Source organism: Paenibacillus sp. ISL-20, from assembly GCF_018613005.1.
In the GTDB taxonomy this organism is placed as follows: domain Bacteria; phylum Bacillota; class Bacilli; order Paenibacillales; family Paenibacillaceae; genus Paenibacillus_AQ.
This window is the reverse complement of sequence record NZ_JAGGRD010000066.1, coordinates 102,870-127,851: the sequence shown is the minus strand read 5'-3', so window position 1 is coordinate 127,851 and position 24,982 is coordinate 102,870. Positions and strand designations below refer to the sequence as shown.

The window sequence follows — 24,982 nt, the reverse complement described above, 5'->3', positions numbered from 1 at the left end:
TTGAAATGGATTAATGCGATTGTAGTTGATAACGACCGAATGCGCCCATGTGCTTTCTTATCCCACTTGTGATTTCTTGCTGCGGCATCATGGTTTTTTATTTACAACTTGTGTTTTTTTGCTACAATGTTCCTTACATTCCCTACTTCAATGCGGAAGGCGGAAGAGCGATGAACATCCAAGGCGTTTCCACCGGTAATCTGACCATTAACCAACGTTTGTTCGTTCTGATCATCCTATTCATTGGCCTCCCCTTCTTTCTGCTCGGCAGCTTCTGGTACCAGTCGTCTACCGAAGCGATTGAACAGTTTGCCGCAGGCGCTAACAAGCGTATCATCGAGCAAACCAACGTCTCACTGGATTCGTACATATCCAATCTGGAGAATTCCACCTATCCCTTTATCCACAACCCGCAGATCCAGCAATTTCTCTCGACCACCCAGCTTACCCCCTATGCGTACTTTCAGCTTGCCAAAAAAGTGGAGGACGACTTGTTTGCCCAGATGATCTACGGCCGGTCCGATATTATCGGAATTTCGCTCGTCGCCGAGAACAAGAGACAAATCACCGATTACGAAAGCGCGCCGGGGCTGCTCGATATGAGTGAAATCCGCAAACGCAACCGTTCGTTTCAAGCGCAGCTGGATCAATTCAACGATTTTCAAATCATCGGCCTCAGCCGGGTAGGAAACACGCCAGCCCTTACCGTGGCCCGGAAGCTGTATGACAATTCTTCCTTTCTCTATAAAGGATTATTGATTGTCGATCTCAATCTGAAGCAAATCGGAGCCATCTGCTCTAATGATTCGCTGGGCGGCTTTGACGTCTGGATCATGGGCAAGGATGGGCAGATGATCTACCACCCGGATCCGAGTCGGGTCGGAACCCAAGTCGAACCGGGGCTGTTAACGCATATTCAAAACCGGGACTCCTCCTTCTTCCGGCATCAAGACGCAGCTTCCAGCACCGAAAAGATGGTCCTGCATGAACGCTCGCAGATCACTGGCTGGACGGTCGTCGCCGACCTGCCGCTGAACAATCTCATCGGCGGTTTGATCACCCAGCGTAATTACTCGCTTGCGGCCGCAGCCATTCTCTTGATCATTGCATTGGCGCTTGTAGGCGGATTCTCCTTGTCCTTGACGAGAGCGCTATCCATGCTCCAGAAGTTGATGGCCCGCGTCGAGCGGGGTGATTTTGTGCTTCCTACCAAAATGAACCGGTTCCGCAACAATGAAATGACCGCCGTATTCCAGAGCTTTTACAGCATGACGGGCGAACTGAAGCGGCTGATCCGGGAGGTCCAGGATTCCCAACTGAAGGAGCGGGAGCTCATGATCAAGCAGAAGGAATCCGAGCTCCGCTCCATGCAGTCCCACATCAACCCGCATTTTTTGTACAATTCACTGGAGATTATTAATTCATATGCCATTGCGGACGATCATATGGAGATCAGTCGCATGACGCGGGCGCTGGCCCATATGTTCCGTTACAATATCGGCCATGCCGGGTCTGTCGTGCCGCTGCGGGAGGAGATGACGCATGTCCAGTATTATCTCGATCTTCAAAGCGCCCGTTTCCGCGGACTCCAGATTGATATGGATGTGAACGAACGGGACCTGGATCGCGTAAATGCCGTCAGACTGACGCTGCAGCCGATCGTAGAGAATGTGTTCATACACGGATACCGAGGCAAGAAGCCAAGCTACCTCGGGATAAGCACCCGTGCGGAGGCGGGCTATTTTGCCATCATGATCCGAGACAAGGGGATTGGCATGGCAGCAAAAACGCTGTGGCAGATCAGGAGCATCCTGCAAACCCGGGAGAAGCCGGGTGAAGGCATGCTGCGAAACGGCGGGGATGAAACCACCAGCGGCATCGGGCTCTTGAACGTACATCAAAGACTTCAGCTTACCTTCGGTGCCGAGTATGGCCTCCACCTTGTGGAGTCTGTGCCCTTGGAAGGCACGATATTTGAGATTAGACTGCCGTATAGGACTAGCGAGGAGGGACACCATGTACCGGTTAATGATAATTGATGACGAATACGCCATTCATTTGAGTTTGCGAAAGCTTGTTGAGAGGTCCGGTCTTCAAATTGTGGTCACCGGCGAAGCCGAAGACGGGGTTGAAGCCCTGCAGATGCTAGAGAACAGCCGGCCCGATATTATCGTGACCGACATTTGCATGCCTGAAATGGATGGACTGGAATTTATCCGCTGTGTCCGGGAATCCCATCCACAGATGCATTTTATTATCCTCTCGGGCCACGACAACTTCGAATTTGCACGTCAGGCCCTGCGCTATGGCGTTTCGGATTTCCTGCTGAAGCCCATCGACCCGGCGCAGTTCCATACAACACTGGAACGTGCCTGCAGGGAGCTGGATAACCGGAAAGCGCGATTCTCCCGGCAGACGGAATGGACGCTTGCGCAGCAGCGCCATAAAACCAGGCTCGCCCAGCTGCTGTATTCCGCCGATGAGCAGGGAGCATTGGAACAAATCCGCCAGATCATGGCTCTTTTTGAGACGAGGGGACCTGAAGAGGTGAGCTTATCAAGATATGCTCATATGCTGATGCAGGATCTGCTGGCTGCGCTTGAAGAACGCGGTTTGCTTCTTGCAATGGATATCGGCGAGGATCAATGGCCGCAGGACAATCCCATGGCCTGCCGCTGTCAAATCGAGGATAAGGTCAAGGAAATGCTGGCGTTAATAAAGGGCTCCCGAAATCTAGGGTCTCGCCACAATATTCAGAAAGCCAAACGATACATTGAAGAGAATTACGCGATGGAGGATTTGTCCTTACAGGAGGTGGCTGATTCAGTGGGGATGTCGGTCACGTATCTAAGCCGTACCTTCAAGAGCGAAACAAATATGAACTTCGTGAAATACCTGGTGCAGGTTCGCATGGAAAAAGCGAGGGAATTGCTGGCGGAGTCTGAGCTTTCCGCCCAGGAAACGGCCTACCGCGTCGGCTTCTCGGACTATGTCCATTTCAGCAAGACGTTCAAAAAATTTCATGGCCTCACCCCTTCCGCTTATCGAAAGCAGTGCAAGGCCATGAATGGAGGATGAGTTACCAGACGCTTATTCGGATTGCACACCACTCATCCATGCTTTCGCTCTGGCTAGAAGCTGCTTCACGAACGCATTCTTCTCATCGGAATATCGGAGCAGGGTCCGGGTTCCTTGCGAAACGATCCGCTGTTTGATCTCGCTATAACGCTCAGCTTCGACGGCATGTGCTCGCAAGTACTCCCGGATCACGATGTTATGATTCCAAATGTCGCCACGGTATAACACAATGTGAACATTATAGGCATGCTTACCTCTTTTGCGCAGATATAAACGGCCGGGGATCCCGGCTTCTCCCAAGTGCTCGTAACCCATAGCGGTCAGCTTGGGGATGATTTCATTCGTATGCAACACGTTCTCCACGCCCACCAGAATATCGATGATGGGTTTAGCCGTCATCCCCGGTACGGATGTGCTTCCGAAATGTTCTATAGCAGCTGTATAGGGACCGATCTCTCTGGTTAACGTCTGATGTTCGTCGCTATACCGATCCGCCCACTGCTTGTCATAGGGCTCCAAATGAATATCTTCATCAATCGTCATGAAGCTTCCTCCTTCCAATTTGGTGTGCATGTGCTTATGAAACTGCCTCGAGCTAATAGTAGTGGGCCCCCATAAAAGGGCATTAAAACTGCATCAGGTCATGTCATATATGACTCTATCATGCCCTTAATGGTTTCGGCCGGCAAGAGCCAATCTTCTATCGGTTAACGGAGAAGCGTGCCTCAGTATCGGCTTTCGGCTGAAGGTGCAAGAACCTGCTCGGCATACCTGGCTGCCTCTGCCTGAAGTGCTTCATCACTCACCCGCTCAACGTTATACGTTACAAATGCAGGAAGATAATTCACTTTACACCTGTTAAACGTGGATTGAATCGGCCGCAGCAGCTCACTGGCGGTATACCAATTGTCCCCACCTGCACGATACCCTTGTTCTGCGCCTGCTGCCGTCGTGGCCAGCATGAATTCTTTGCCCTTCAGGCTGTTTCCTTCCGGCCCGAACGCCCAGCCGAAGGTCAGCACGTCATCAAACCATTTCTTCAACAGCGGCGGGCAGCTATACCAGTAAAACGGGAACTGGAACACCACCCGATCATACTGAAGAAGAAGCTGCTGCTCGCGCTCGATATCGATATTCCAGTCCGGATACTCCTTGTAAAGATCCCGGACATCTACATTTTCATTCGCATACAGCCTGCTGTGCTGCATCAGCACTCGGTTCGCACGCGAGTTGTCTAAATTCGGATGAGCCACAATCACCATGATTTTCATATTCAGGTCTCTCCTGTCTCATTTGGTTTGTTTGACACCCCATTATGTTTCGGATCCGTTTCGTTGAAAAGTACGCTCTTTTTATGTACTTAGTCGGTTTTAGCGTACCTATTCATCCCATGCATAGTACGGTAAAACGTACTAAGTACGAATAAGAATAGTACTGGGTTTAAACTGAATACTGTGCTACATTACTAACATCACATGAACAAAAACCGACACTTCCTATGGGAGATGAGAATATGAGAACAAGCGATCATGAACGGCCTAACACCGAAGGCATTCTCACAACGCTGCAATTAATCGGAGGCAAGTGGAAACCGCTGATTCTGTTTATACTACTGCAGGACGGAACCAAACGGTTCGGGGAGCTCCGGCGTCTGCTTATGGGCGTGACCCAAGGCATGCTCACAAATCAGCTCCGCGAACTGGAACAGGATGGGCTGGTCGTACGCAAGGTATATCAGGAGATCCCGCCCAAGGTGGAGTATTCCATCTCAAAGCACGGAAAGAGCTTGGGCAGCGTTCTGACCGACATGTGCACCTGGGGGTTTCAACATTTGGATTATGTCGAGGAGAACAACGGACAACAAGGTGAAAGTCATGGGAAAAACGCAGGCGGACTGTAAACGCAGGAAGCAAAACCCTTAAGGCTCATGCTGTGCACTGCCCACCTATACGAATGCATGCATTTACCCCTTGTTGCGCACAACGGATTCGTATCTGCCAAACACCTCATGTTACAGTTGGCTTCCTCCTCCCTCTTCGCATTCTTCCAGCCGATCCTACTCGGATTGGCTTCATTTGTTAGGTCCCCTCTATCTTGGTATTTCTAATAGTGATCAGCTTTTTAAAAGACTCCGTTTTAAGCCGCTAATCCCTCCTTTCTAATTTTTGTGTCTGACGCAGTTTAAATGTATCGCCCCTTTGCTTCTCTTCACCTATGCATATCTAAATAAATGTCAGCCAACGGTTGACGATAGTTTGAAAATCGATTGCAGAAATTCACTTCCAGGTATTGCATAATTATGTCGGTACGATATATATTTATATCGCATCGACATATTGTTGGAGGCGCTCATATGTATGAAATTTTTGTGTTGGGTGAATTGATGACCGGGGATAAACACGGGTATATGCTTCAAGAAATATTAAAAAATGCAGGTGGTCCTTACCGTCAGATTAGTTCCGGAACGTTATATCCCCTGCTCTCCCGGATGGTAGATAACGGGTGGATCCATCTTCGTCTGGACGAATCCGGCGGAGGCAAACGCCCCCGCAAAATCTACGGGATCACCGATTCCGGACGGAAGAAGTTTCTTAAGCTCATGGAGAACCCCCTGGAATACAACATGGATACGGAGCAGATATTCCATTTTAAAATGGTCTATTTCCGGTATGTTCCGAAGAAGGTTCGGCTCGATTGTCTAGAGCAGTATTTGATTTATCTGGAGACCAACCTGAAACATGTGACGGACTTTGAAGCGGAGATCACGTTTTATAGACCTGATCCTGAGAAACAGCGGCTTCAATTGCTGCGGGTACTCGATCACCGGAAGCAGATAGGAATAACGAATATCGAGTGGATCCGGAAAGAAATATCGGCTATTAAGTCCGAAGAAGACTAGAGTTCAGACGTTTTCGCATTGGGGAATTGGAAATAAGGAGGGATCGAAATGGAACGATTATGGACGAAACCGTTTATTCAAATGACGGTCGGGATGTTATTTCTGTTTACAGGCTTCTATCTGCTGCTGCCCACGCTTCCGCTGTATATTAAGCATCTGGGAGGAACAGAATCCCAGGTTGGATTGGCGGCCGGTGCGTTCACGCTGACGGCAGTCGTCTTTCGCCCGATGGTCGGGGGATTGGTGGATCGGTATGGCAGAAGAGCCTTTTACATTTGGGGTCTTCTATTCTTTGTCCTCTCGATGTATCTCTACGATTGGGTTGGCAGCATCCTGCTTCTGCTTGCGCTGCGGATCTTGCATGGCGCAAGCTGGGCTTTCTCGACAACCTCCATCGGAACGGTCATTACGGATTTAATCCCAACCTCCCGCCGCGGGGAAGGCATGGGCTGGTACGGTATGGCAATGACGGTTGCGATGGCCATCGGCCCCATGCTGGGTACTTTTATCGTCAGCGGGAATTCGTTTCGGACGTTGTTCCTTGTTGCTACCGGGCTCTCTCTGATTGCCCTTATACTGGCCTACATGACCAGAGCCCCTTATCAAGCCAAACCTTCGGCAGGGCGGATTCAGTTAGTCGAGAAATCCGTTCTCCCTGTCACGGTCGCAATCTTTTTCCTGGCTGTCGCTTATGGGGGTATCACGACCTTCCTCCCGCTGTTTGCCGAGTCCATCCGGGTCAATCCGGGAACCTTTTTCCTGGTGTACGCCGTCGCTCTTACCTTGATCAGACCCTTTGCCGGGAAGCTGTCGGACCGTTTCGGCGAAGCGGCTGTCATCATTCCGTCCCTTGTCGTGACGGCGGCGGCTCTGGTCGTCTTAAGTATGTCAAACGGATTGACCGGGCTGATTACGGCCGCCATTCTGTACGGCATCGGCTTCGGCTCGGCCCAGCCCGCGCTTCAAGCAGCGACCCTGCGCATTGCTCCGGAGAACCGGAGAGGCGCAGCGAACGCCTCCTTCATGACGGCATTCGATCTAGGCATCGGACTTGGAGCCATTATACTCGGCTTGGTTTCCGAGCGCATCGGCTATACGTATTTGTTCACGGTTACGGCAGCATCAGTAGTCGTTTCCTTAGTTATATTCACGATCTTTGTGAGAAGATTGCTTACGTCTGGCGTTACAGACAAGCAGTGAAGACTAGCTGATTTACAACAAACACGCCCGCGGACTTGGACTGCCGCTGTCGCATTGGAGCGTTCTTTCGCATTAGAGCTTTCTTTCGCATTGGAGCGTTCTGCCTATCCGAAGCCCTTCTGCCGGGTTGACCGAGCCTTAAACGGTGACGAAAGGCCTGACCTTTGCGACGGCCACCGGAAAATCCTATGCCTTATCCGATTTGTTCCGCCCAGGCTCGGGCTATCAAGCCGTCTTGGCCGCCGAAGTGAACCGTCAGATCAAGGAACGCAGCATTTCCGTGCTGGAGAACAGTCCGGTTACCGTTTCGCCGAATCAGGACTTCTATCTGGCCGATAAGTCACTGGTTATCTTCTATCCGCTATATGCCATCACCCCATACTATGTCGGCTTTCCGATGTTCCCAATATTGGTGTACGACCTTTTAGGCCTGGCAGCCGAGAACGGACTGTTATCGGATCTTGCCGCAGACGTGGTGTAACGATCTACACTGCACTGAGATTAGATGTACAAAAAAACAAACCCGATTCCCTGGTACCTTACACCAGAGTCTCGGGTTTGTTTGTTATTATCTTATAATCCAGCTGCGCCTGTTACACCATGATTTTGCAAATATCGTTCGTGAATTCCACCGGATCGGCAATCGGCAAGCCTTCGATCAGCAGCGCCTGATTGTACAGCAAATTCGTGTAAAGCTTCAGCTTATCCTGATCCGCTTGCAATGCCTTCAGGGATTTGTATACCTCATGATTCGTGTTGATCTCCAGCACCTTGTCGGCTTGGATATCCTGTCCGTTCGGCATTGCCTTCAAGATTTTCTCCATCTCGATCGAGACATCGCCCTCCGTGGACAGGCATACCGGATGGGATTTCAGTCGTTTGGAAGCTTTAACGGATTTCACCTTGCCGGCCAAGAGGCTGCCCATGGCTTCAAAGAGTTCCTTGTTGTCGCTCTCTTCGGCTTCATTCTCCTGTTTGTCGGCCTCGGAATCGATGCCGAGATCCCCGCTGGATACCGACTTGAATTCCTTCTCCTTGTATTTCATGAGCATCTTGATCGCAAACTCATCAACATCATCGGTGAAGTACAGGATTTCATAACCTTTGTCGAGCACCATTTCCGTCTGCGGGAGCTTCTCGATCCGGTCGATGGAATCACCGGAAGCATAATAAATATACTTCTGATCCTCCGGCATTCTCGATACGTACTCATCCAGCGAGACCAGCTTCTTCTCCTTGGAGGACGTGAACAGCAGCAGATCCTGAAGATCTTCCTTGTTCATGCCGTAATCGTTGTAGACGCCAAATTTCAGGCCTCTGCCGAAGGAGGCAAAGAACTTCTCATAGTTGTCTCGTTCGTCCTTCATCATGCCCTGCAGCGCGCTTTTCACTTTGCTCTTGATGTTCTTCGCGATCAGCGTCAGCTGACGGTCATGCTGGAGCATCTCGCGGGAGATGTTCAGCGACAGATCCTCGGAATCGACCATCCCTTTGACGAAGCTGAAGTAGTCCGGCAGGAGGTCGCCGCATTTGTCCATGATCAGGACGCCGTTGGAATACAGCTCAAGCCCTTTCTCGTATTCCTTGGTGTAATAATCGAATGGCGTATTCTCGGGAATGAACAAAATCGCGTTGTATACAACAGCGCCGTCCGCTTTGACATGAATGTGCTTGAGCGGTTTATCGAAGCCGTAGCGCTTCTCATTGTAGAAATTCTCGTAATCCGCGTCGGTCAGCTCGCTTTTATTCTTGCGCCAGATCGGCACCATGCTGTTAATGGTCTGCTCTTCCTGAACTTCCTCAAATTCGTTCTCGGAATCTTCTTTCGGACGCTGCGTTTTCACATCCATCTTGATCGGATAACGGATGAAGTCGGAGTACTTCTTGATGATCGCTCTTAGACGATATTCTTCCAGATACTCGTCATACTGATCGTCTTCCGTGTTCTCTTTGATCTTCAGCACGATCTCGGTTCCGACAGAATCCTTCTCGGCCGGCGTAATGGTATATCCATCCGCGCCTTCGGATTCCCACTTGAATGCTTCGTCGCTGCCGAGGGCTCTGCTGGTCACAGTAACGACATCGGCCACCATGAAAGCCGAGTAGAACCCAACGCCGAACTGGCCGATGATGTTGTGGCCGTCCTTCGCTTCGTTCTCACTCTTGAATGCAAGGGAACCGCTCTTCGCGATAATGCCGAGGTTGTTCTCGAGGTCTTCCTTTGTCATCCCGATCCCCGTGTCGGTAATGGTCAGCGTACGGTTTGCTTTATCTGCGGTAATCTTAACGTAGTAATCTTCTTTGTTAAAGGTCAAGTTGTCGTCGGTCAGCGCTTTATAGTAAATCTTGTCGATCGCGTCGCTGGCATTTGAAATCAGCTCACGCAGAAAAATTTCACGCTGCGTATAGATGGAGTTGATCATCATCTCGAGCAGCCGTTTGGACTCAGCTTTAAACTGTTTTTTCGCCATGAAAAAATCTCCCTTCCAATCTGAACGAGGTTTCTTTTAGCACTCTTTACAGCAGAGTGCTAACACTTCTTCTATTTAAACATGTACCAATTTTTGATGTCAATATGTTTAAAGACTTTCCCTCGAACAAATACGGGTTCAACCTGTAACTGTGAAGCCGACGCCGTAAGATGAATCTGAAAACAGCATGCTGCAATCAGCAAAAAGGCCGCCTAAAAGGGAATACCCCTTTTAGGCAGCCTTTCACATTCATGGCTCGATGCCGCTGTTTAATCTCTTGGATAAGACCGGACGAATCCACCATACGTAATACAGGCCGCATAGGAGCAGCACGCCGGCCGTGGCCAGAAAGGGAAGCCGATAATCCTGCCGGGCCAGGATCAGTCCGGCAACAAAGGTTGCCCCGGACGAGCCTAAACTCCGGAATACCGACCGCATGCCGGCGTACAGATTACGTTCCTTCTCATTGAAAGCCGACATCAGCAGACTGTCCAGCAGATTGGACAGCATGGTCACGCCACCGCCCCGCAGCAGAAACAGCCCGACAAACAGCCATACGGGGAGAATCATGTATAGAGCGGCAAACAGCAACATATTTACGATAAATACCGAGATAATGGCCGTGTTATAACCGAACCGCTCCATGACGTAGGGCGTCATCAATGAGCATATAAACAAAAGAATCGCGCCGATGGCAAGAATTAAAGATACCTGGTCATCCATCCAATCCAGGCGGAACTTCACGATGACGTTCAAGAATGAACCAGTCATGGCGATACAGCCGCCAAGCAGCGCCATAAACACGGCGAACAGCCATAAGGTCCCGGACGATAGAGGCCCCGTTAACCTGGATGTTCCCTTAGAAGATGAAGCCGTCGCCACTTCCTCATCCAAGTCCCTGCGCTCGGCAGGCAGCCAGAACGCCCGGATGACGCCATGAAGCACAAGCACCAGCCCGGTCAGCAGAAGAGACACTTCATAGCCTCTGCTTCCCTCAAATCCCTTCGAGATATATCCGGCTGCCAGCGTTCCGAGACCCGTGAAAGCCGTAAAGACGGCAAACATCAAGGAAAATGCTCGGGCCTCCTCCTTACGGGAACGGCAATAATGGAAGAGAAGCTGGATCTCCGTCGTCTCTACAAGCGTCAAACCGGTAGACACCAATATTTGAGCGGCATAGAACCACAGCAAATCATCGCTGACGGCAAACAACACATTACCTGCGGCGATAAAGAATACGCCGGTAACCAGCAGTTTTTTTCTTCCGGTCCGGTTAGCGAGCAGGGATACCGGAATGGCGAGCACGCCCATGATCAGAATGCCCATCGACACCAACGCGCCGATCTCGTCCTCCCTTAGCCCCCGAAAAAGCAGATGCAGATTCAGGACGAGTGTATAGAGGCCGATTCCAATGCCGTAGAAGGCCTCGCTTATAAGGAAGCGGCGCACCCCCGTAGACAGCTGCAGCAGGTCTTTGATGTAAAAGGACATGTTATTCCCCTTCTCCAGAAAATCCGATGACGATCTGAAATGAAATCAGTCGGTTACTTGTATAATTCCGCTTCCGAGCGCATCCGCCGGCTGAGTCTTACCGGATCGGTATCCTCGGCAGCGTAAGCCTTCAGGAGAATGCGGAACGAAAACGGCTCAGGCTTGATCGAATGCTCCGGAGACTGTGCCGGACCGCAGCTGTTGCTGCCTAGTCCGTTCTGCCGGTAATCCAGATTCAGCGTAATGAAGCTGCGCGGAACAAGGTCGCTGGCATGCGCGGCGGACTCCACATCCTGATCGGTGTACCGGCTTGCACTGAAATTAAGGACAGGCTCGCCAACGGCGAGGAGCCCCAATCCAGCGCCATCCGCGAGCGAGATCCAGCGGACATCCGATCGGTTCCCGTTCTCCTGCGGATAAATATACGGCGTGAACAAGCCGTCCACAGTGCTGCGGTATTCCCCGAACCGTCCCGCTTCCAGGCTGTCCGGGTAGCTTTCCCCATGTCCTCTGCCGTACCACCGGACATGTTCCATGTCTCCCGCGACTTGCATTTGCAATCCGATTTTCGGCAGCATGGCGGGCGGCGTGCCGATCGGCTCACCCTTCACATCCATGATAATCAGGCCGCTGGAAGTGATCGTATAGGTCGTTTCGCAGCGGAAGCCCCAATCATATACCGGCGGCGCAATCCGGGAAATCCGCCGCACCTCCACGCTGTCTTGGTCCAGTCGCTTCCATTCGAAATGATCGATCCGCTCGGAGAGTCGGTCCAGATGGGCCTTACGCCAATCCGGCAGCACGTACATATCATTATCAATCGGCGGACGCCAGAAATTCAGCGCCGGTCCGCCAAGCGTGATTCTTTTGCCATGCAGGAATAAGCTCTCAAATCCGGAATGAAGCGAACCGAGTGACAGCTGAAAGCTGCCATTTCCCACCTTAAGCTTGTGCTTCTCCTCGGTGACCTGTAGTGGTCCCCGCCGCAATGCGGCCGTTTGCTCGAATTCAGGCTTGGACGATTCCCGCAGCAGAAACTGGGACCATGCCACCTCATGTCCCCGTTCCGCCCAGCGGCAGTCCGCAGCCAGCGAGAGGGATACCTCAAACCACAGCTCGGCATAAGGACTCACGCCTATTGTCGCGTCCTCCAAGACCTCCAGGAGGCTTAGCTCCGCGCTTGTGCCTGCTTCGATGCGGGGAAGCTGCAAGACTCCGCTACGGACAAGCTGTCCATCAGCCAACACACGGTAATGGGCCACCAGATGATCCAGCGAAATGAAATCATAACGGTTCATCATGAGCAGCAGACCCTGATTTGGCATCGTCATACGGACAGGTTCAATGACCTTTTTGTATTCCAAGAGTCCGGGTGAAGGCGTCCGGTCCGGACGGACCAAACCGTCGATAACAAAATTGCTGTTGTTTGGCACATCGCCATAATCGCCGCCGTATGCATAATCCTTCCTGCCGTCCGGGGTCCTTCTGCTCAGCCCGTGATCGATCCATTCCCATACGAAACCACCCGCCAGGCGGGGATGCGCCTCAAAGGTATCGAAGTAGGGGCGAAGGCCGCCGGGGCCGTTGCCCATCGCATGCGCGAACTCGCACAGAATATGCGGCTTGGGATGATCGGTCATTTTGCCGAATCCCTCCATCTTCTCGACGGAGGAATACATGGTGCTCACCACGTCGCACACCTCGGCTTCGCGGTCCTCCTCGTAATGGATTAGCCTCGTTGGATCATTCTCCCGGCACCATTCCGCCATCGCGCGGAAATTGCAGCCGAAGCCGGATTCGTTGCCGAGGGACCAGAATAGCACGGACGGATGGTTCTTATCCCGTTCCACCATTCGGCGAACACGGTCCACATAGGCTTCCTTCCACTCCGGATCATCGCTCAAGCGGGAAATGTTGCCGATCGGCTCGAAGCCGTGGGTCTCCAGATCCGTCTCTTCCATCACGTACAGCCCATACACGTCGCACAGCTCGTAGAACCGGGGATCGTTCGGGTAATGAGCGGTCCGTACAGCATTGATGTTGTGCTGCTTCATCATACGGATGTCCTCGAGCATCGTGGACAGGGTGACGGTTCGGCCCGTATCCGGATGATGGTCATGGCGGTTGACGCCTTTAAGCAGGATTGTCTTGCCATTTACCAGGAGCTGTCCGTCCTTCACTTCAATGGAGCGGAAGCCGACGCGCTGCGCCACCGTCTCCAGCGTTCCCCCTTGAGCATCCTGCAAGATGATCACCAAGTGGTACAGTGCCGGGGACTCGGCACTCCATAAATCCGGACCGGCTACCTTGATCTCAAAGTCCTCCACGGCGGAGTGCGAGACATCTTTCCTGGCTGACCCCACTTCCACTCCGGCTCCGTTCAACAACCGCAGCTGGACCGATCCGGACTCCGTTCCGTTCAGCTCCAAACGCACGTTCAGCTTGGCTTTCCGATACTCCTCATCCAGCACGGTCGTTACACGGAAGTCGTTGATGCGAAGCGCCGACGGCTCGGCTACCAGATACACATCCCGGAAAATGCCGCTCATCCACCACATGTCCTGGTCTTCCAGATAGCTTCCATCGGACCACTGGTATACCCGAACCGATATCTTGTTTACTCCGGTCTTCACATAAGGCGTCAGATCGAACTCGGAGGTCAGCCGGCTTCCCTGGCTGTAGCCGATAAACGACCCGTTTAGCCACACATGAAACGCACTGTCCACCCCGTCGAATTTGACGCAAATCTTCCTACCGTCCCAATGCTCCGGAAGCTCGAACTCGCGCACGTAACTTCCGGTCGGATTCGCATTTGGCACCTGCGGCGGATCCACGGGGAATGGATAGTACAAATCCGTGTAATGCGGATGCCCGTAACCCTGCAGCTGCCAGTGCCCTGGAACCGGGAGGTCATCCCAGGCCGATACATCGTAATCCTCTTCATAAAAAACTTCAGGAGCATTCTCCGGCTCCTCGGCATAGTGGAATTTCCACACCCCGTTCAGCGATTGATACCAGGTCGAGCTGCCTCTGTCATAACTGAGCGCTCCGTCCGCATCCGCGAACGGAATGAAATAGGCCCGGCTTTTCGCCCGATTCCGTTCCAGCACGCTTAGGTCATCCCAGTCGCGGCCGATACGATGGTCTTTCATATATCTCTCCATCCTTTCCCAAGCAGTCTAAGCTTCTAGAGGTAGTTCAAAAAGTCATCTTTTCCATGACTTTTTGAACACGCACTTCTATGTTCTGATGCTGCATTATGCTTCATATCAATCGTGGATGCCTCTTATCACCGGCACGGTTACCCCTTGATCCCCGTCGTGGCAATGCCGCCAACGATATAACGTTGCGCAAAGAAAAATACGGCCAGCGGCGGGATCGAGATCAGGCAGGTGACCGCCATAATGGATTGCATATCGACGCCATGCATGCCCTTGAATTGGGATAATCCTAGCGTCAGCGTATATTTCGTCTGATCGTTCAGGAAGATAAGCGGACCCAGATAATCGTTCCAGCAGCTCATCATATGGAACACGGCCACCAGTATGAGCGAAGGTCCCATCAGCGGCACGATGATCCGCAGCAAAACCATCATTTTGCCCGCCCCGTCAATCGTTGCCGCTTCATCCAGCTCCTTCGGCAAGGTCATGATGAACTGGCGCAGCAGGAAAATGAAATAAGCGGAACCAAACCAGGACGGTACGATGAGCGGTTTGAGCGTATTGATCCAGCCCAGATAGTTGAATTCCATATACTGCGGAATCATGGTCACTTCCCATGGAATCATCATGGTGGCGAGCACGATCAGAAACAGCGCGTCCCGTCCTTTGAATTGAAACCGTGCGAACCCATATGCCACCAGCGTGCACGATATGAGCTGCCCAAGCGTCGACAGCAGCGTCACGATCAGCGTATTTTTCAAAAACAGGTTAAACGGCTGAATACTCCAGGCTTCAGCGAAATTGCTGAATCTCCACACGGAAGGTAACCATTTCGGAGGAAACAGATACAGCTCCTGCTGCGACTTCAGTGCAGTCGTGATCGCCCAGAAGAGCGGCGCAATGAACAGCAGGGAGCACAAGATGAGCAGTGTATACGTGATTACCTTTTTCATGCGGAATGCCCCTCTCTGCCGGCAGGTACGCCTGCTTTGTTACGCTTTGGCTTCGCCTTCTCCTTCTTCATCTCGCCCTCATAGAACACCCAGGCTTCCGAAGACTTGAACACGAGGAACGTCAGCGTCAGCACGATCAGGAACATGAACCAGGCATTGGCTGCGGAATAACCCATCTTGAAATACTTGAACGCATTCTCGTACATGTACATCGCATAGAAAAACGTCGACTTCAGCGGGCCACCGCCCGTAAGCAGAAGCGCCAGCGTCAATTGCTGGAAGGCCGCAATGATGGACGTAATCAGGTTAAACAGCAGGGTCGGCGTGATCATCGGGATGGTCACATTGAAGAACTGCCTGATCTTGCCCGCTCCATCTATCGAGGCCGACTCATGCAGGTCCTTCGGAATGCCTTTGAGACCCGCCAGAAAAATAAGCATCATCGAGCCCTGTCCCCACAGACTTGCAATAACCATGGCGACCAGGGACCACTTCGTATCGTTCAGCCAGTCCGGGCCTTCGATGCCGACAAGCGATAAGAAAAAATTCAGGATCCCGTAATCCCCGCTGTACACCCACGACCAGATCATGGCGAGGGCAACGCCGGAAATGACCGACGGCAGGTAGAAGGCGGTGCGGAAGAATGCACTCCCTCTCACCTTTTGATTCAGCAGCATGGCGAGTCCCAAAGCCACGATGATGTTCAGCGGAACGAACAAAGCCGCGAACTTTAACGTAACCATCAGCGATTTCCAGAACAACGGATCGTTCGAGAACATCTCCACATAGTTGTCGATGCCGACAAAAGTCACTTGGCCTACGATCGGCCAATCAAAAAACGAAATGACGAGGGAAAACAGCAGCGGACCAAGCGTGAAAACCAGGAAACCGAATATCCATGGAAAAATGAAGAGGTAGGGCACGGCCCCACCCCAACGTTTTGGTCCAAGTCGCTTCGGGGCCGCTGTCTGCTGTTGTGAGTAAGGCACTTCAGTATGGGCCATATTCGCGAACCTTCTTTCTTCGTTTATTTCAAATAGCGTTCGCTATCCTTCACCGCTTGGTTCAGAACCTCCTGGGCATCGCTACCAAACATGACGGATTCCACAGCTGCCGACAGCTGGCGGTTCACTTCGTTCCATTTCGGATTCAGCAGGAAGGCCGGCGTATTGTCCGAACGCTCCAGCATCGTGTAATACGGCTTGTAGAGCGGATCCTGATCCTTCTTCAGCTCGTTCACCACGCTGACCCGGACCGGAAGGTCGGCCACGCGCATTTTGATCGCTTCGTCCGATACGTAGAACTTAATGAACTCCCAAGCCAGATCCTTGTTCTTGGAATCCTTCGCTATCGACAGCGCGGATTCGGCCAATACGCCCTTTACAGGCTTGCCCTCGAAGGCTGGCATTTCTACCGTACCCACATCGATTCCGGCTTCCCTGAAGGATTCCAGCGGCCAGATACCGCTCTCCCACATGGCAATTTTGCCGGCTTTGAAAATATCCTCCCCGCTCTGCTGCCCTTTGCCTCCAGTAAGGACGGCTGAGCCGTTCTTGAGCATATCGCCCAGCATCTGAATAGCTTCCGCCGTTTCCTTGCTGTTCATGTAGCCTTCAATCGTTGTGCCGTCCTCGGAAATGAAGGAACCGCCGTTGCTCCATACGAACCCTTGCAGGTCATACGTATCGTTCTCGGCTCGTACGCCGAAGCCATACTGCTTCTTGGATTTATCCGTCAGCTTCTGGGCATTCTCCTGGAATTCCTTCCATGTCCATCCATCGCTCGGATAGGCGATGCCCGCATCGTCGAACATCTTCTTGTTGTAGTACACCACCCGGGTCGTAAAGCCCGCCGGGATTCCGTACAGCTGATTATCGATCTTGCCGTAGTTAAACAATCCTTGGTAAAAATCATCGATATTCAAATCCTCATCCTTGGACGCGTAGCCGTCAAGCGGCTCCAGAGATTGGTGATACGTCGGAAAATCCCACATATACATCACGTCCGGCGGATTGGCTGCGCCAAAACCGGCGGCCAGCTTCTGATCGAATCCGTCGGCATAAGCCTCCACCTGAACCTTCGTGCCGGGATGCGATTCCTCGAACTTCTTGGCGATCTCCTGCTCGATCTTCAGCGCATCTCCCGTATCCCAGGTAGCGAAGCGAAGCGTTGTCGCCGCGCCCGATGCATTGCCGTCCGGCTCCTTCGATGCTCCGGTCCCGCCGCTGCCGCCGCATGCGGCCAGCAAGGATGCCATTAACGTCATAACCGAAACCAACGCGATCCATGACATTTTCTTTTTCATATTGTCAGCTCCCCTAAAGTATTGAGTTGATATGAATTGAACCGCTTTCATCATAACTCGGATGAAAGCGGTTCAAAACGTGCGCTGATTCGCAGATGATCGTATTTTTGTTCGAACTTTCGTCCTCGGGTGTTCATTTGTTTACAATGATTCCCCTTTTTGTTCGGCACGGTATTGGCTTGGCGTCTGACCTGTGCAGCGTTTGAACCATTTGCTGAAATATTTGCTGTCGCCAAGCCCGGTCTTCTCGGCGATCTCCTGCATCGTTAAGGAGGTTTCGCGCAGCAGGCCATAGGCGAGGCGGAGCTTACGTTTATATTGGAATGTGATGAAGCTGTCGCCAACCGTTTTCTTGAACAGGATCGAAAAATGGCTGCGGCTCAGCCCCACCTTCTGGGCCAGCTCCGCTGCCGACCACTCGTCCGCGGGATGTTCATGCAGGAGATGGACCGCGTGCAGAATCGGCTCAGGCCACTGCTCCCCGCTAAGACCGTACACCCGTTCCAGCTCGGCTTCCTTATGCAAGGATTGAAAAGCTGCCTGCACATCCTCCGAATCTTGAAGACATTCCCGCGAATTCCATGTGAGCTTCCCGCACCGGCTCTTGATCTCCACCAGCAAGCTGTCAGCCGCTCCCTTAAACTCCTCCGGTACGGCCCAATAGCAGCTGTCCGCGCCGTAGTGAATCAGCTTGCTGCAGCGCAAACCCGGCTCGTCGGAGCCCTGTTCCTGAAGCAGCCCCTCCCAATTGCTGCTGCAGCCCGCCGTCTTGATCAGATAGAGGGAGATGGGCTTGCACTCCCCCTGCCCCACACGACTGCAGAGCTGCCGGAGTTCTCCCGGGAATCGATCGCTATGACCGTTCAGCCAAGCAAACAGGTGAGCAGAAATCTGCTCTGCCAACTCGTGCGCGTAGGACGGCGTATCGGACAGCTCACGCTGGAATTTTTCCAGCATCGCTTCGAGTTCTTCGTCCTCGAAGGCGGTTTTCAGCAGATATCCCGAGGCGCCAAGCCGCATCCCCTCTTGGGCATACTCGAAATCCCGATGGCAGCTGAGCAGAATGATTCGGGTTTCCGGCGCGACCTCCTTCACCTTGCGCGACAGCTCGATTCCATCCATTTCCGGCATGACGATATCCGTAATGACGACCTGCGGGCGAAACTCCAGAAACGCCTCCCAAGCCGCCTGACCGTTGGGGCTGTCCGCCACAACCTCCATCCCGAATCGGTCCCACGGCACCGTGGAGCGGAGTCCCTTACGCACAATGCTCTCATCATCGGCAATCAACACCTTAAAGTACCCTGCTTTCATCATCGAAAGACTCCTCCTTTTTCGGCCAGCGTATGGTGATCGTTGTTCCTTCTCCCTTAATCGAATGTACCTTCAGTCCGTATAGCGGACCAAAATGCAGCTTGAATTTCTGATCGGCGTTCCGCACGCCAAGCCCGCCGCGTCCCTTCCGCTTCATCTCCGGCGAGAATAACTGAGCGAGCTTCTCCTCCTTGATGCCGGCCCCGTTATCGCGAAGCGTAAGCACCAGCTCGTCATGATCCTCCTCGACCTTGACATGTATCTCTCCCTGACCATCGGTGAAGGCATGGAAAAAAATGTTTTCAAACAGCGGCTGAAGCGTCATCCGTGGAATCAAATAAGGCAGAAACGCCTCATCGCAATCCAGCTCATAACGGAACACCTCACCGTACCTGATCTCCTGGATTTTTAGAAAGTGACCGATCATGCGCAGCTCCCTGTTCAACGTGACCAGCTCCTGCGAGATATCCAAATTCCCCTCCAGCACCATCGTCAGATGATACAGCATCTGACGGATGTCCTCCGCGCCTTGCAGCCTGGCTTTCCACTGGATGGAGTTGAGTGTATTGAACAGCAGATGGGGGTTGATCTGATAATGGAATGCGCGCAGCTCCGCCTCTTTTTTCAGCCGCTCGCTCTGCTCCACTTCGCCAATCAGTGTCTGCACGCCCGTAACCATCCGGTTAAAACTCATGTCGAGGCTGCCCAATTCATCCCTGCCCTCGATTGGCGTACGGGTATCCAGCTTGCCAAAGCTCACCTTCTGCATCGAGTCCTTCAAGGTCCGGATTCGTGAGGTGAACCGGGAGGAGAACAGATAAGCGATGCCAAAAGCGAGCAAGCAGGAGACGATGGCAACAACCATCGTGTTTGCCCGGATAATGCCCGAGGATTGATAGAACGCCTTGGCGGGAACTCTGGCTTCCATGGTCCATTGGTTGACGCCAAGCGTCCGGGACCAGGTCACATCGTTGTCATGGGGCGTATACGAAGCATCCGTCTCATACACGATCGTGCCGTCCGGCGATGTAATGAGCAGGTGGGCGTGCGTGTCGGCCTCGAACTTGGCATAACTGCGCAGCAGCTCCTCGGCACTCTCCTCAATGAGGATGATGCTGCCGTCCTGAGCCTTGTCCGGGTGGTGGATCGGTACGGCGAGCCCGATGACCGGCACGTTATCGCTATCACTGCTCTTGATGGAATGATCCTGTTTGTAAAAACCGAGCCAATACGTCCCGGCATAGGCCTTCGGCCTCGTGCTCCACATCGGGATATTGTCGAGTTTATTCACATCCAGATTGTTCTCCCCATAGTAATAGCCGGAGGTCGTAATGATGTAAATTCCCGCTGTCAGCTGCGTCCGAAGAGACTTCAATAACGATTCGAAGTCGTTCTTCTCCATAATGTCGCCGTATGTGGATGGCGTCCCGGCTCCGATTCCCGAATGGCTCGGGTCCAATAAATAGGAATAAATCGTTTCCGCCGTCTGCTTCATCCGCCCTAATGCCGAACTGGTCTGCTGCTCCAGCTGCGCTACGGCGTTATCGCCATATTTGCCGAACTGGGAGTTAATCACTTTAGCGGATTGATAATAGGAAAGTCCACCAAGCGAGAACAGCGGAATCAGGGTGACGATTAAAAAACAAGTAAGCAGCTTTGTTCGTATACTGTGATAGGTGCCGGTGAACAGCCGGCCCACTCGATCTTTGATCCCCTGCAGATTCATGGTTACTCTCCCCGTTGTTTGTATCGTATCGTGAAACTTTCGTCCACTCGTTCGCCATGCGGCAGGACTGCTAATCCGCCCGTGATACCGCTTTCATTATAAACCCGAACAAAGGGCTTGTAATTAGGCGGCAACTGGAAACTAAGAGGAAACGGAAAAAGCACCTCCCCCGCAAGGCAAAAGCCCGGGAAGAAGTATTTGTCCGTCATCGTTATAGAGGTTGTTCAAAAAAGTCCGCTTTTGATAAGAAAACCAATCGAGGCCAATCAAGGATGAGCGACCGCGATTCAAAAGTAGGTTTTCTTGCGATATAGAATTTCATCAGCTCTGCTGATAACGAATAAATTCTATATCTAACACGAAGCGAATCAGGAAGCAGCTCGGCATCGAATCTTGAATTCAGCCGGGACTAAGCAGATGCTTCCGAAGCATGTTTCCTGCGGAAACATTTCAGGTGCTCACGTACTCAAAACAGCAGATGCTTTCGAAGGCGTTTTCTGCGAAAACGTGTAGCTCCGCTCCTGACGTCCCTAGCTTCATCCAACTGAAGCGTTTTGAAAAAACGCACATCGGAAGCATAAGCTTCGGTGCTGAAAATCGACCTTTTTGAACACGCACTTATAGGGTGTATTCATGTCCAAGAATCAAAAATACGCTGGAGGTCCAGGTGAACGCTCGATCGCGAAGCCCCGCTCCGGTCAGGGCATCAAAATTCTCGGCCATGCCGCTGATACTGACCATCCGGCAGTACCGCTGCGCAATCTCCGTCGCCAGCTCCATATCGCCGGCTGCCGCCACCCCTTCGACCAGTAGCATCGTGGAGGGAGCCCAGATCGGCCCGCGCCAATATCCGTCCGCCTTATAATAGCGGCTGCTTACGCTCTCGGTAGCCCAGCCGTTGCTTGTCAGGAATCGGCTTTCATCCCGAAGTCCTTCCAGTAGAGCCTTGCGAATATGCTCGGGAAGGCGTCTTCCTAGCAAGATGGGAACGAACAGCAGCAAGCTGTCTCCCTCGGATACCTCATGCGTTCCCGAGCGGCAGGCCGTGAACCGGCCATCCTTCCAGAAGTGTCGAATCAAACGCTCCAGCGTATCATCCGCTCTCCGTCTCCATTGGCTCGACTCCTCGGACAGGCCGAGCAAGCCTGCGATTTCGGCCAGCGTCTCCATCTGAATAATGAGATAGGCGGCAAGATCAGGACTCTCGACGGGAATGCCGTTATTAAACGCTGTGCTGTTGTCCCAGCCTGAATCGTTGCCGTGGTTATACTGGGGAATGCCGTCGCCGTCATGGTCCCGGTGCGTGAACCACCACTCCGTCCATTTCGATAATGGGCCATAGACCTCGCGCAGTTGGGTCTCCTTAATGAAATCGGTCCGACGCATCATCCAGGCCAGCGTCCAGCCGTGAATCGGCGGTTTGTTGCAATTCCAAAGCTCGTATTTATCATTCACGAAGTCCGGGATCAGTCCGCTCTCATCCTGCCGGTCAAAAAAGATCATGAACTGATCCCAAGCCAGCTCCGGCTGATGCCGCACGAGGGCCATCGCGTTAAAGCAGTTGTCCCAGCTCCAGATGTTGGTCATCCAATTCTTGGACATATACATGGCTGGGCGGGTCAGACAGCCTTCGGCCGGAACCACACAGGACCAGGTGATATAGGCCGCGAGCTCCCTTGCTTCCTGCCACCGCTCAGAGACGGTAAGGGTGTTGTTCAGCCATGCGGTATAATCTTCCCGGACGCTATGAACCGCCTCGTCGAAGGACTCCCATTCCTTGCGTGGGGTCATGACGGTCATGAACTCCTCTACCGCAAATTCCGCCATATTGGTTAATGCGTCCACGGAGAAGTCGGCGGTCACCCGCGAGCTCTTAATCTCGTTCCATTCGACCTCCATGCCCATCTGGCCTGCAAGCCGGGTCAACATGAAGCGGCAGCCATGCGTGAAGCTGTTCACCTCCCAGCTGTCCGGATGGGTCTCATAGGCGTAATCATACGCTGCTGGAAAAAAGGTAAGCCGGATGCCGCAGCCTTCCGAGCGGAATCGGACGGTCCGGGAGTCCGATAAACAAATGTCCGCATGGCCTTCCGAATCGGAGGCCTTTAGCCTGATTTTGTCGGGTGATGCCATAGGTTCAAACGGAACCGGCTCGCTCTGCCGGTTTAGCAGCTCTATCAGAAACGCCTCGCCAAACTTGTCATCTCCTCCGCGGACGGTTCGCAGGTAAAGTCCTGGTCTGCGGTCCTTTGCTGCGGGCAGGAGGGAAATTGCCAAGAAAGACTCTCTTCGGCTGAAAGGTACGATATTCAGATCAAAATTCATAAGACATCTCCTTCGCTGAGGTATCGCTTTCATTGTAAAACTTCTCATGGGAAGAGAGGACTGCCGGATGTCTTGCCGATAGAGGGATATTGTTTGCCGCAGGCTCGTCTGAGCGGGTGAGGTGTCATTTTGTTCGATGAGAGGGGGAATAAATGTCATGGCAAACAACAGTAACGCGAAGATCCATTAAAAAACCGCCGATGATCGCGGCATCGGCGGTGGGCGTGATGAGTGAGTAACGTATGATCGGGACAATTACGACTGCTTCCATAGTCGTGGACTCAACGGGGAAACGGCTAATATGATGCTACGTCAATGTCAGCGTGAGCCATTATGTCGCTATGGACACTTTGCCTGCTATGGCTGCTATTGCTGCTATGGCTGCTATTGCTGCTGTGGCCGTTATGGCCGCTGGCCGTGCTGCCGCCAATACTGTCTTTTTCCGTTATCCCGTACCGTAATTCCCAGCTTCGATAGTTCCCTGCGCAGATCGCCTGCATCCTCTTTTTCCTCGTTCTCCATCGCCTTCTCCCGTGCCAGGAAGAGCGCGTTCAGGCTGGGCGTCAGTTCCGGCGAATCGGCAACCCATCGGACATAATGATCGGCGAACGGATCGCGGTCTCTCCAGGAGTAACCGTGCCGCTTGAAGGCTTTGGCCAAGGCATCCCGCTTGGCTTCGGGTTTCTCCCGGTAGAGCTCCTGCCCCTCAGTACCCAGCAGGACCAGCTGCTTGCCATCCAGAAAGACCGCAGAAACCTCGTCTCTCGTATACGTTTGTTCGGCATCATGCATGCGGAGTCTGATCTCTTGATCCGACAGGCGAACGGCAAGGCTTTCTTTAATGGCAATGTGGGAGAGTACCATGCCCGCAAGTAAGCCCAGAATAGCGGTTACGATGACGACCCAAGGTCCCTGTATGGATGCGATTAACTCCAGCGGTCCTTGAAAAGGCACCCAGGCGAGGCCCGTTGCCCAATCCGCGATTGCAGGTATAAACCAGCAGACAACTGCACCTAATAACGGCGGCACCGCCCAAATCAGGATCCGGTCAGAAGCCGATAATCCAAGGTCACTGTATTCCATCCCGTGATTCAAGTATATCCGCTCCTTTCCTGAGGGTACTGTTCACCGTTTCCCTCCATATCGCTTGGTAATCCAATTGCATATCCATCATGATATAACTCGTGATATTATCAATGACCAGTGCAAGAACATACGCCTTGGAATCTGCATTCTGCCGCTCAATGATCCCGAAGTCTGCTCCTAACCGCATCAGTTCCCGGAAGCCGTCAAGGAACGATTGCTGCATGGCAACCACCCGCTGGCCGTAATTGGCACTCCGGTTTGCGGTCAGCATGAACTCATTCAATAGGCGGATGACCGGTATAAAAGCCTCTTCCTCCTCCGGAAACATGCGTAGTCCCCCTTGGTACAGCTTCTCCGCGAAGTTATGCTCGTTCATTTCGGTCAGGGAGAAATAATGATCGAAATGATAATCGCTGAACATGTATTCAAAGACCCGCTCCACCAGTTCATCCTTGGATGCAAAATGATAATAGATCGACGGTTTCGTAATACCCACCTCGCCGGCAATCATCGCAAGGCTGGTCTTCTCGATGCCATGAACCGCAAACAATCCGATGGCGGCCTCAACGATCTGCTGCGAGGTCAAGTCTTTCTTTTTCAACGTGTTATTTCACTCCCTTTTTAACTACCGATAGGTAGAATTTTAAACCGAAGGATGAGAAGTGTCAATATTTTTTAACTATCGGTAGGTAAAAGCAAAAAATCGCCGACGCTTATCGCATCGACGATTCGTATAGATTCGTTTGGTGCCATAACCGGCTCAACCGATTAGAGCATTCTTCTTCCCATCATGATGATGGTATTAAGCAGCGACTTCCACTTTCCATCGACTGTACGTGCAGTCGTTGCGGTGTTGGCCGCTTGATTGCGTTTAGAGCGCAATTTCGTTGCCATCCTGCATCGTTCCAATTCCTGACGGAGATCGCGAACATGCTGTTTGGCAATATCTTCATTATTGATATTCATAGTTTCA

At 52.4% G+C, this 24,982-nt stretch carries 20 protein-coding genes; 6 read left to right on the top strand and 14 right to left on the bottom strand.

The genetic code is table 11. The annotated features are described in order from the left end of the window. The first annotated feature begins 170 nt into the window (after positions 1-170). Together J7E85_RS30670 and J7E85_RS30665 are read left to right on the top strand one after the other, a co-directional pair. Entirely contained in the window at positions 171-2,039 is a 1,869-nt protein-coding gene (locus tag J7E85_RS30670) for a sensor histidine kinase (RefSeq protein WP_215163801.1), read from the top strand. After that, the gene (locus tag J7E85_RS30665) at positions 2,017-3,078 is read left to right on the top strand and encodes a response regulator transcription factor (protein ID WP_215163800.1); all 1,062 of its coding nucleotides are present in this window, start codon (positions 2,017-2,019) and stop codon (positions 3,076-3,078) included. The genes J7E85_RS30670 and J7E85_RS30665 overlap by 23 nt, the downstream gene beginning before the upstream one ends. 12 nt (positions 3,079-3,090) lie before the next feature. Here the strand turns inward: J7E85_RS30665 and J7E85_RS30660 are convergent, their stop codons facing one another. Together J7E85_RS30660 and J7E85_RS30655 are read right to left on the bottom strand one after the other, a co-directional pair. Next, positions 3,091-3,621 carry a GrpB family protein gene (locus J7E85_RS30660; protein ID WP_215163799.1) on the bottom strand — a complete coding sequence of 177 codons (531 nt, stop codon included), beginning with the start codon at positions 3,619-3,621 and terminating at the stop codon, positions 3,091-3,093. Positions 3,622-3,803: 182 nt separating this feature from the next. Continuing rightward, entirely contained in the window at positions 3,804-4,349 is a 546-nt protein-coding gene (locus J7E85_RS30655) for an NAD(P)H-dependent oxidoreductase (RefSeq protein ID WP_215163798.1), read from the bottom strand. Positions 4,350-4,591: 242 nt separating this feature from the next. Here J7E85_RS30655 and J7E85_RS30650 point away from each other — a divergent pair, with 242 nt between their 5' ends. From J7E85_RS30650 to J7E85_RS30635, 4 genes are all read left to right on the top strand, one after another. Continuing rightward, positions 4,592-4,978 (top strand): winged helix-turn-helix transcriptional regulator, encoded by a 387-nt coding sequence (locus tag J7E85_RS30650; protein WP_215163797.1) that lies wholly within the window; start codon positions 4,592-4,594, stop codon positions 4,976-4,978. 453 nt (positions 4,979-5,431) lie between these two features. Then, positions 5,432-5,977: a PadR family transcriptional regulator gene (locus J7E85_RS30645; protein ID WP_215163796.1), complete on the top strand. Its 546-nt coding sequence runs from the start codon at positions 5,432-5,434 to the stop codon at positions 5,975-5,977. Positions 5,978-6,025: 48 nt separating this feature from the next. Further along, positions 6,026-7,177, top strand: a complete 1,152-nt coding sequence (locus J7E85_RS30640) for an MFS transporter (protein WP_215163795.1) — start codon at positions 6,026-6,028, stop codon at positions 7,175-7,177. Positions 7,178-7,322: 145 nt separating this feature from the next. Continuing rightward, positions 7,323-7,658, top strand: coding sequence for an RsiV family protein (locus tag J7E85_RS30635; RefSeq protein ID WP_353049587.1), 336 nt, complete (start codon positions 7,323-7,325; stop codon positions 7,656-7,658). Positions 7,659-7,770: 112 nt separating this feature from the next. On the opposite strand, the gene htpG is transcribed toward J7E85_RS30635, so the two are convergent. The 12 genes from htpG to J7E85_RS30575 form a co-directional block, all read right to left on the bottom strand. After that, positions 7,771-9,648, bottom strand: a complete 1,878-nt coding sequence (gene htpG, locus J7E85_RS30630; protein WP_215163794.1) for a molecular chaperone HtpG — start codon at positions 9,646-9,648, stop codon at positions 7,771-7,773. A gap of 249 nt (positions 9,649-9,897) precedes the next feature. Next, positions 9,898-11,139 carry an MFS transporter gene (locus J7E85_RS30625; RefSeq protein ID WP_215163793.1) on the bottom strand — a complete coding sequence of 414 codons (1,242 nt, stop codon included), beginning with the start codon at positions 11,137-11,139 and terminating at the stop codon, positions 9,898-9,900. 53 nt (positions 11,140-11,192) lie between these two features. Further along, entirely contained in the window at positions 11,193-14,291 is a 3,099-nt protein-coding gene (locus J7E85_RS30620; protein WP_215163792.1) for a glycoside hydrolase family 2 TIM barrel-domain containing protein, read from the bottom strand. A gap of 149 nt (positions 14,292-14,440) precedes the next feature. After that, positions 14,441-15,253 carry a carbohydrate ABC transporter permease gene (locus J7E85_RS30615; RefSeq protein WP_215163791.1) on the bottom strand — a complete coding sequence of 271 codons (813 nt, stop codon included), beginning with the start codon at positions 15,251-15,253 and terminating at the stop codon, positions 14,441-14,443. Beyond that, positions 15,250-16,257, bottom strand: coding sequence for a carbohydrate ABC transporter permease (locus tag J7E85_RS30610; protein WP_215163790.1), 1,008 nt, complete (start codon positions 16,255-16,257; stop codon positions 15,250-15,252). The genes J7E85_RS30615 and J7E85_RS30610 overlap by 4 nt, the downstream gene beginning before the upstream one ends. A 23-nt stretch (positions 16,258-16,280) precedes the next feature. Further along, a complete protein-coding gene (locus tag J7E85_RS30605; protein ID WP_215163789.1) occupies positions 16,281-17,558 on the bottom strand; it encodes an ABC transporter substrate-binding protein in 1,278 nt (425 codons plus the stop codon). A gap of 141 nt (positions 17,559-17,699) precedes the next feature. Beyond that, positions 17,700-18,872, bottom strand: a complete 1,173-nt coding sequence (locus J7E85_RS30600; protein WP_483311353.1) for a response regulator transcription factor — start codon at positions 18,870-18,872, stop codon at positions 17,700-17,702. Then, the gene (locus J7E85_RS30595; RefSeq protein ID WP_215163787.1) at positions 18,853-20,598 is read right to left on the bottom strand and encodes a cache domain-containing sensor histidine kinase; all 1,746 of its coding nucleotides are present in this window, start codon (positions 20,596-20,598) and stop codon (positions 18,853-18,855) included. The genes J7E85_RS30600 and J7E85_RS30595 overlap by 20 nt, the downstream gene beginning before the upstream one ends. Before the next feature lie 618 nt (positions 20,599-21,216). Next, positions 21,217-22,923: an amylo-alpha-1,6-glucosidase gene (locus J7E85_RS30590; RefSeq protein WP_215163786.1), complete on the bottom strand. Its 1,707-nt coding sequence runs from the start codon at positions 22,921-22,923 to the stop codon at positions 21,217-21,219. A gap of 402 nt (positions 22,924-23,325) precedes the next feature. Continuing rightward, the gene (locus J7E85_RS30585) at positions 23,326-24,018 is read right to left on the bottom strand and encodes a YqeB family protein (RefSeq protein ID WP_215163785.1); all 693 of its coding nucleotides are present in this window, start codon (positions 24,016-24,018) and stop codon (positions 23,326-23,328) included. After that, positions 23,993-24,610, bottom strand: coding sequence for a TetR/AcrR family transcriptional regulator (locus J7E85_RS30580; RefSeq protein WP_215163784.1), 618 nt, complete (start codon positions 24,608-24,610; stop codon positions 23,993-23,995). Before J7E85_RS30580 ends, J7E85_RS30585 begins: the two co-directional genes overlap by 26 nt. A gap of 167 nt (positions 24,611-24,777) precedes the next feature. Continuing rightward, positions 24,778-24,975 (bottom strand): hypothetical protein, encoded by a 198-nt coding sequence (locus J7E85_RS30575; RefSeq protein ID WP_076322834.1) that lies wholly within the window; start codon positions 24,973-24,975, stop codon positions 24,778-24,780. Positions 24,976-24,982: the final 7 nt, after the last annotated feature.

Coding starts and splice junctions, on each gene's coding strand:
- J7E85_RS30655 (WP_215163798.1), bottom strand. CDS start 4,349: ATGAAAATCATGGTGATTGTGGCTCATCCGAATTTAGACAACTCGCGT.
- J7E85_RS30660 (WP_215163799.1), bottom strand. CDS start 3,621: ATGACGATTGATGAAGATATTCATTTGGAGCCCTATGACAAGCAGTGG.
- J7E85_RS30615 (WP_215163791.1), bottom strand. CDS start 15,253: ATGAAAAAGGTAATCACGTATACACTGCTCATCTTGTGCTCCCTGCTG.
- J7E85_RS30590 (WP_215163786.1), bottom strand. CDS start 22,923: ATGAATTTTGATCTGAATATCGTACCTTTCAGCCGAAGAGAGTCTTTC.
- J7E85_RS30600 (WP_483311353.1), bottom strand. CDS start 18,872: ATGAAAGCAGGGTACTTTAAGGTGTTGATTGCCGATGATGAGAGCATT.
- J7E85_RS30650 (WP_215163797.1), top strand. CDS start 4,592: ATGAGAACAAGCGATCATGAACGGCCTAACACCGAAGGCATTCTCACA.
- J7E85_RS30670 (WP_215163801.1), top strand. CDS start 171: ATGAACATCCAAGGCGTTTCCACCGGTAATCTGACCATTAACCAACGT.
- J7E85_RS30610 (WP_215163790.1), bottom strand. CDS start 16,257: ATGGCCCATACTGAAGTGCCTTACTCACAACAGCAGACAGCGGCCCCG.
- J7E85_RS30575 (WP_076322834.1), bottom strand. CDS start 24,975: ATGAATATCAATAATGAAGATATTGCCAAACAGCATGTTCGCGATCTC.
- J7E85_RS30605 (WP_215163789.1), bottom strand. CDS start 17,558: ATGAAAAAGAAAATGTCATGGATCGCGTTGGTTTCGGTTATGACGTTA.
- J7E85_RS30665 (WP_215163800.1), top strand. CDS start 2,017: ATGTACCGGTTAATGATAATTGATGACGAATACGCCATTCATTTGAGT.
- J7E85_RS30620 (WP_215163792.1), bottom strand. CDS start 14,291: ATGAAAGACCATCGTATCGGCCGCGACTGGGATGACCTAAGCGTGCTG.
- htpG (WP_215163794.1), bottom strand. CDS start 9,648: ATGGCGAAAAAACAGTTTAAAGCTGAGTCCAAACGGCTGCTCGAGATG.
- J7E85_RS30595 (WP_215163787.1), bottom strand. CDS start 20,598: ATGAATCTGCAGGGGATCAAAGATCGAGTGGGCCGGCTGTTCACCGGC.
- J7E85_RS30645 (WP_215163796.1), top strand. CDS start 5,432: ATGTATGAAATTTTTGTGTTGGGTGAATTGATGACCGGGGATAAACAC.
- J7E85_RS30640 (WP_215163795.1), top strand. CDS start 6,026: ATGGAACGATTATGGACGAAACCGTTTATTCAAATGACGGTCGGGATG.
- J7E85_RS30625 (WP_215163793.1), bottom strand. CDS start 11,139: ATGTCCTTTTACATCAAAGACCTGCTGCAGCTGTCTACGGGGGTGCGC.